Source organism: Streptomyces sp. NRRL F-6676 (genome assembly GCF_000725625.1).
Classification (GTDB): Bacteria; Actinomycetota; Actinomycetes; order Streptomycetales; family Streptomycetaceae; genus Streptomyces.
This window is the reverse complement of record NZ_JOHS01000104.1, coordinates 1-4,528: the sequence shown is the minus strand read 5'-3', so window position 1 is coordinate 4,528 and position 4,528 is coordinate 1. Positions and strand designations below refer to the sequence as shown.

6 protein-coding genes and 1 pseudogene are annotated in these 4,528 nt (G+C 72.2%); 5 read left to right on the top strand and 2 right to left on the bottom strand.

What is annotated here, in order from left to right; genetic code table 11:
• Positions 1 to 118: 118 nt before the first annotated feature.
• Complete coding sequence (locus IO29_RS31060; protein WP_030383493.1) at positions 119 to 334, bottom strand: hypothetical protein; 216 nt, start codon at positions 332 to 334, stop codon at positions 119 to 121.
• Positions 335 to 450: 116 nt separating this feature from the next.
• Here IO29_RS31060 and IO29_RS31055 point away from each other — a divergent pair, with 116 nt between their 5' ends.
• The 5 genes from IO29_RS31055 to IO29_RS31035 all read left to right on the top strand — a co-directional run bounded on the left by IO29_RS31055 (position 451) and on the right by IO29_RS31035 (position 4,142).
• Positions 451 to 1,539: an S-(hydroxymethyl)mycothiol dehydrogenase gene (locus IO29_RS31055; RefSeq protein ID WP_030383492.1), complete on the top strand. Its 1,089-nt coding sequence runs from the start codon at positions 451 to 453 to the stop codon at positions 1,537 to 1,539.
• Positions 1,539 to 2,168, top strand: coding sequence for an MBL fold metallo-hydrolase (locus tag IO29_RS31050; RefSeq protein ID WP_030383491.1), 630 nt, complete (start codon positions 1,539 to 1,541; stop codon positions 2,166 to 2,168). The genes IO29_RS31055 and IO29_RS31050 overlap by 1 nt, the downstream gene beginning before the upstream one ends.
• Before the next feature lie 50 nt (positions 2,169 to 2,218).
• Positions 2,219 to 3,016 (top strand): SDR family NAD(P)-dependent oxidoreductase, encoded by a 798-nt coding sequence (locus IO29_RS31045; RefSeq protein WP_030383490.1) that lies wholly within the window; start codon positions 2,219 to 2,221, stop codon positions 3,014 to 3,016.
• A 134-nt stretch (positions 3,017 to 3,150) separates the two neighbouring features.
• Complete coding sequence (locus tag IO29_RS31040; protein ID WP_030383489.1) at positions 3,151 to 3,846, top strand: L,D-transpeptidase family protein; 696 nt, start codon at positions 3,151 to 3,153, stop codon at positions 3,844 to 3,846.
• Between the two features lie 110 nt (positions 3,847 to 3,956).
• Entirely contained in the window at positions 3,957 to 4,142 is a 186-nt protein-coding gene (locus tag IO29_RS31035) for a hypothetical protein (protein ID WP_030383488.1), read from the top strand.
• Positions 4,143 to 4,282: 140 nt separating this feature from the next.
• Here the strand turns inward: IO29_RS31035 and IO29_RS31030 are convergent.
• Positions 4,283 to 4,528: pseudogene (locus IO29_RS31030) on the bottom strand (S1 family peptidase); the annotation flags it as partial.

The window sequence follows — 4,528 nt, the reverse complement described above, 5'->3', positions numbered from 1 at the left end:
GGGTGGGGTTGTGTGGGGGCTGCGGGTGGGTGGGGACTTCTCGCGCAGTTCCCCGCGCCCCTGAAAAACCCGGGCGCCCCTGGCTCTCAGGGGCGCGGGGAACTGGGGAGAGGCAACTTCACGCCGTCACATAGTGGTGGGCGTCCGCGCCGCGCCACTTGACCCAGGCCGGGTCGTCCAGCAATTCCTCCGCGTCCGGCAGACCCGCCCGCCCCAGGAACTCGACCAGGTCCTCGTCGGAGAACGCCACCCCCAGACTCTCCCCACGCGCGGTCACGCGCCGGCCCCCCGACCCCAGCGGCGGATGAACGATCACAGGTGCACGCCCGGACATGTCTCCAGCATCGTCCCGTCGGCGACACCCCGCATCCCCACGCCCCGGAATGCGTGAAGATCATAGGGTGTCGGCACCCCGACACCACCCCGGCAGCGACGGAAGGCAGCAGCATCATGGCCCAGGAAGTACGCGGCGTGATCGCACCCGGCAAGGACGAACCCGTCCGCATCGAGACGATCGTGGTGCCGGACCCCGGCCCGGGCGAGGCGGTGGTGGACATCCAGGCCTGCGGCGTCTGCCACACCGACCTGCACTACAAGCAGGGCGGCATCAGCGACGACTACCCGTTCCTCCTCGGCCACGAGGCCTCCGGCGTCGTCGAGTCCGTCGGCGAGGGCGTCACCGACCTGGCCCCCGGCGACTTCGTCATCCTCAACTGGCGCGCGGTGTGCGGCCAGTGCCGCGCATGTCTGCGCGGCCGCCCCTGGTACTGCTTCGACACCCACAACGCCAAGCAGAGGATGACCCTCGCCTCCACCGGCCAGGAACTCTCCCCGGCCCTCGGCATCGGCGCCTTCGCCGACAAGACCCTGGTCGCCGCCGGCCAGTGCACCAAGGTCGACCCGGCGGTCGCCCCCGAGGTCGCCGGACTGCTCGGCTGCGGCGTCATGGCCGGCATCGGCGCCGCGATCAACACCGGCAACGTCGGCCGCGGTGACACCGTCGCCGTCATCGGCTGCGGCGGCGTCGGCGACGCGGCGATCGCCGGGTCCCGGCTGGCGGGCGCCGCGAAGATCATCGCCGTCGACATCGACCCCCGCAAACTGGAGACGGCGAAGAAGCTCGGCGCCACCCACACCGTCAACTCCCGCGAGAGCGACCCCATCGAGGCGGTCCGCGAGCTGACCGGCGGCTTCGGCGCCGACGTCGTCATCGAGGCCGTCGGCCGCCCGGAGACGTACAAGCAGGCCTTCTACGCCCGCGACCTGGCCGGCACCGTCGTCCTCGTCGGCGTGCCCACCCCCGAGATGAAGCTCGAACTGCCGCTGCTGGACGTGTTCGGCCGCGGCGGCGCGCTCAAGTCCTCCTGGTACGGCGACTGTCTGCCCTCCCGCGACTTCCCCATGCTCATCGACCTGCACCTCCAGGGCCGCCTCGACCTCGGCGCCTTCGTCACCGAGACGATCGCGCTCGACGGCGTCGAGCAGGCCTTCGAGCGGATGCACCAGGGCGACGTGCTGCGCTCGGTGGTGACGCTCTGATGGCCGCGCGCATCGACCACCTCGTCACCTCCGGACAGTTCACCCTCGACGGCGGCACCTGGGACGTCGACAACAACGTGTGGATCGTCGGCGACGACCACGAGGCGATCGTCATCGACGCCGCACACGACCCCGACGCCATCGTCGAGGCGCTCGGCGGCCGGCGGCTGCGGGCCATCGTCTGCACCCACGCCCACAACGACCACGTGAACGCCGCGCCCGCCCTCGCCGAGCGCACCGGCGCGGTGATCTGGCTGCACCCCGACGACCTGCCGCTGTGGAAACTCACCCACCCCGACCGGCTGCCCGACCAGTGGCTGGACGACGGCCAGGTCCTGGAGGCCGCCGGCGCCGACCTGACCGTGCTGCACACGCCCGGGCACGCGCCGGGCGCGGTCTGCCTGTACGACCCCGGGCTCGGCACGGTCTTCACCGGCGACACCCTGTTCCAGGGCGGCCCGGGCGCCACCGGACGGTCGTACTCGCACTTCCCGACCATCGTCGACTCCATCCGGGACCGGCTGCTCACGCTGCCGCCCGAGACGGTGGTCCGCACCGGCCACGGCGACCCCACCACGATCGGCGCCGAGGCCCCGCACCTGGAGGAATGGATCGCCCGCGGCCACTGATCCGTGCCGGGCACTGTGCCGGGTGATCACCGCGCGGTACGTTCGGAGCCATGACTGCGACGGCTGCGGGACGGTTCGACGGGTACGGCGCGCTGATCACCGGTGCGGCACGGGGGATCGGGGCGGCCGTCGCGCGGCGGCTCGCCGGGGAGGGCGCCCGCGTCCTGGTCACCGACGTCGACGTGGCGGCGGCCGAGGAGACGGCCGCCGGGCTGCGCGCGGAGGGGCTGGCCGCCGAGGCGTACGGGTGCGACGTGGCGGACCGGGCGTCGGTGGAGGCCGCCGTCGCCCGCGCCGTCGAGGCCTTCGGCGCGCTCGACGTGCTGGTCAACAACGCCTACCACTGCGCGCCCGACGCCCCGCTCTTCGAGGACGAACCCGACGAGAACTGGGCTCTCGACCTCGACGTCACCCTCACCGGCGCCTACCGGTGCAGCAGGGCCGCGCTGCCGCATCTGGTGGCCTCCGGACGCGGCGCCGTCGTCACCATCGGCTCGGTCAACGGGCTCCAGGACTTCGGCAACCACGCCTACAGCGCCGCCAAGGCGGGGCTCGTCTCCCTCACCCGTACGCTCGCCGGGCACGCCGGACCGCGCGGGGTGCGCGTCAACCTCGTCGCGCCCGGCACGGTCCGCACCCCCGCCTGGGCCGACCGCCCCCAGGCCCTGGCCGCCGCCGCGGAGGTCTACCCGCTGGGCCGGGTCGGCGAGCCCGAGGACATCGCCGCGGCCGTCGCCTTCCTCGCCTCCCGCGACGCGGCCTGGATCACCGGCACGACGCTGTGCGTGGACGGCGGCGTGACGGCGGTCAACACGGGCTTCAAGGGCATCCGGCACCGGCTGTCCTGACCGTCGTCCGGCCGTCCGGCCCGGCTGTGCAACCGCCGGGCGCCCTCGCGTGTCTACCTGGACGAGTCCGTACCGCCCCGGAGGTACCGGGAGCGGGAGGACGGGGCAGGGGGAAACGTGCCATGAAGGACATCCTGGGCGACGCCCGCAGACGGACCGTCGTCGCGCTCGGCATCACCTCACTGGTGACACCGCTCACGCTCGCGCTCGGGGCCGCGCCCGCGACCGCCGCGAGCTGTACGACGTCGATCGGGCCGTACCAGAAGCAGGTGGAGAGGTTCCTGGGCCGGCCGGTGAACGGCAGGCAGTCCGCCGCCGACTGCAAGGCGATCCGCGCCTTCCAGAGCAAGCACGGCATCACGCCCACCATCGGCTACGCCGGCCCCGTCACCTGGGGCGTGATGGACCTCATGAACAAGCAGAAGGCGGTCGGCAAGACCCCCAACAAGGCCGGGAAGTGCCCTGTCAACAAGGGCCGCATCGCCTGCGTGAACCTCACGCTCCAGCTCAGCTGGATCCAGGACGGCAAGAAGCTCGTGTACGGTCCGGTACCGGTGCGGACCGGGCGCAACGGGTACGAGACCCGCACCGGCCTGAAGAAGATCTACTGGCGCCACATCGACCACGTGTCGTCGATCTACCACGTGGCCATGCCGTACAGCCAGTTCTTCGACGGCGGCGAGGCCTTCCACTCGGTCGGCGTCAGCATGTGGAACCCGCCGGGCTCGCACGGCTGCGTCAACATGACGACGAAGGACGCGAAGAAATACTGGTCGCTGCTGAGGAACGGTGACGATGTGTACGTGTACGGGCGCAAGCCGGGTACGTGAGAGTGACGCGGACCACCTCCACACCGGTGCTGAGCTGGGGTGATGAGCTTCACGCACCCAAATGCCGGAATACGTAGGATTGCTCACAACGCCTTCACGCCGGGACTCGTATGCTTCACGGCATGTCCACCACTCCTGAGCCGGCCGTCGAGAGGTCGGCCGACGAAGTCAACGACGAGATCCGTGCGCTGTGGCACCGGTCGGGCGGCACGCTGACGGGTGAGCAGCGCGAGGAGTACCAGCGGCTCGTCATGGAATGGGCCACCGCGGTGCCTCAGCCCCGCCGAGCGGCCTGACAGGTCAGGGGTTCCCCCCTTCGCCCCGGTGGGGCGCGGTTGAGCTCGGGGGTTCGGGTGCGTCGGCGGCTGCGGGTGGGTGCTTGGTTGCTCGCGCGGTTCCCCGCGCCCCTGTCAGGGCGCGGGGACCCGCGCGTCCCTCAGATCCAGGTGCGGGCGTACTGCCTGCGGTAGGCCTTGCGGTCCTGTTCCGCGCGGATGTAGCGCGCGGCCACCCACGCCACCAGACTCCCCGCGAGGACCAGCAGCCCCGGCCCCACCGTCCCCGGATCGGTGAGCCGGGCCGCGAGGGACCGGGGCCCCGCCCCGCCGACCTGCTCCACCGCCCCCGGAGCCACCGCCCCCGGCGCGACCATCGCGCCCTGGGACGCCGACGCCTCCGGCGC

Excerpts from the sequence above, each read along its gene's own strand:
- IO29_RS31045 (WP_030383490.1), top strand. The coding sequence starts at position 2,219 with ATGACTGCGACGGCTGCGGGACGGTTCGACGGGTACGGCGCGCTGATC.
- IO29_RS31050 (WP_030383491.1), top strand. The coding sequence starts at position 1,539 with ATGGCCGCGCGCATCGACCACCTCGTCACCTCCGGACAGTTCACCCTC.
- IO29_RS31060 (WP_030383493.1), bottom strand. The coding sequence starts at position 334 with ATGTCCGGGCGTGCACCTGTGATCGTTCATCCGCCGCTGGGGTCGGGG.
- IO29_RS31035 (WP_030383488.1), top strand. The coding sequence starts at position 3,957 with ATGCTTCACGGCATGTCCACCACTCCTGAGCCGGCCGTCGAGAGGTCG.
- IO29_RS31055 (WP_030383492.1), top strand. The coding sequence starts at position 451 with ATGGCCCAGGAAGTACGCGGCGTGATCGCACCCGGCAAGGACGAACCC.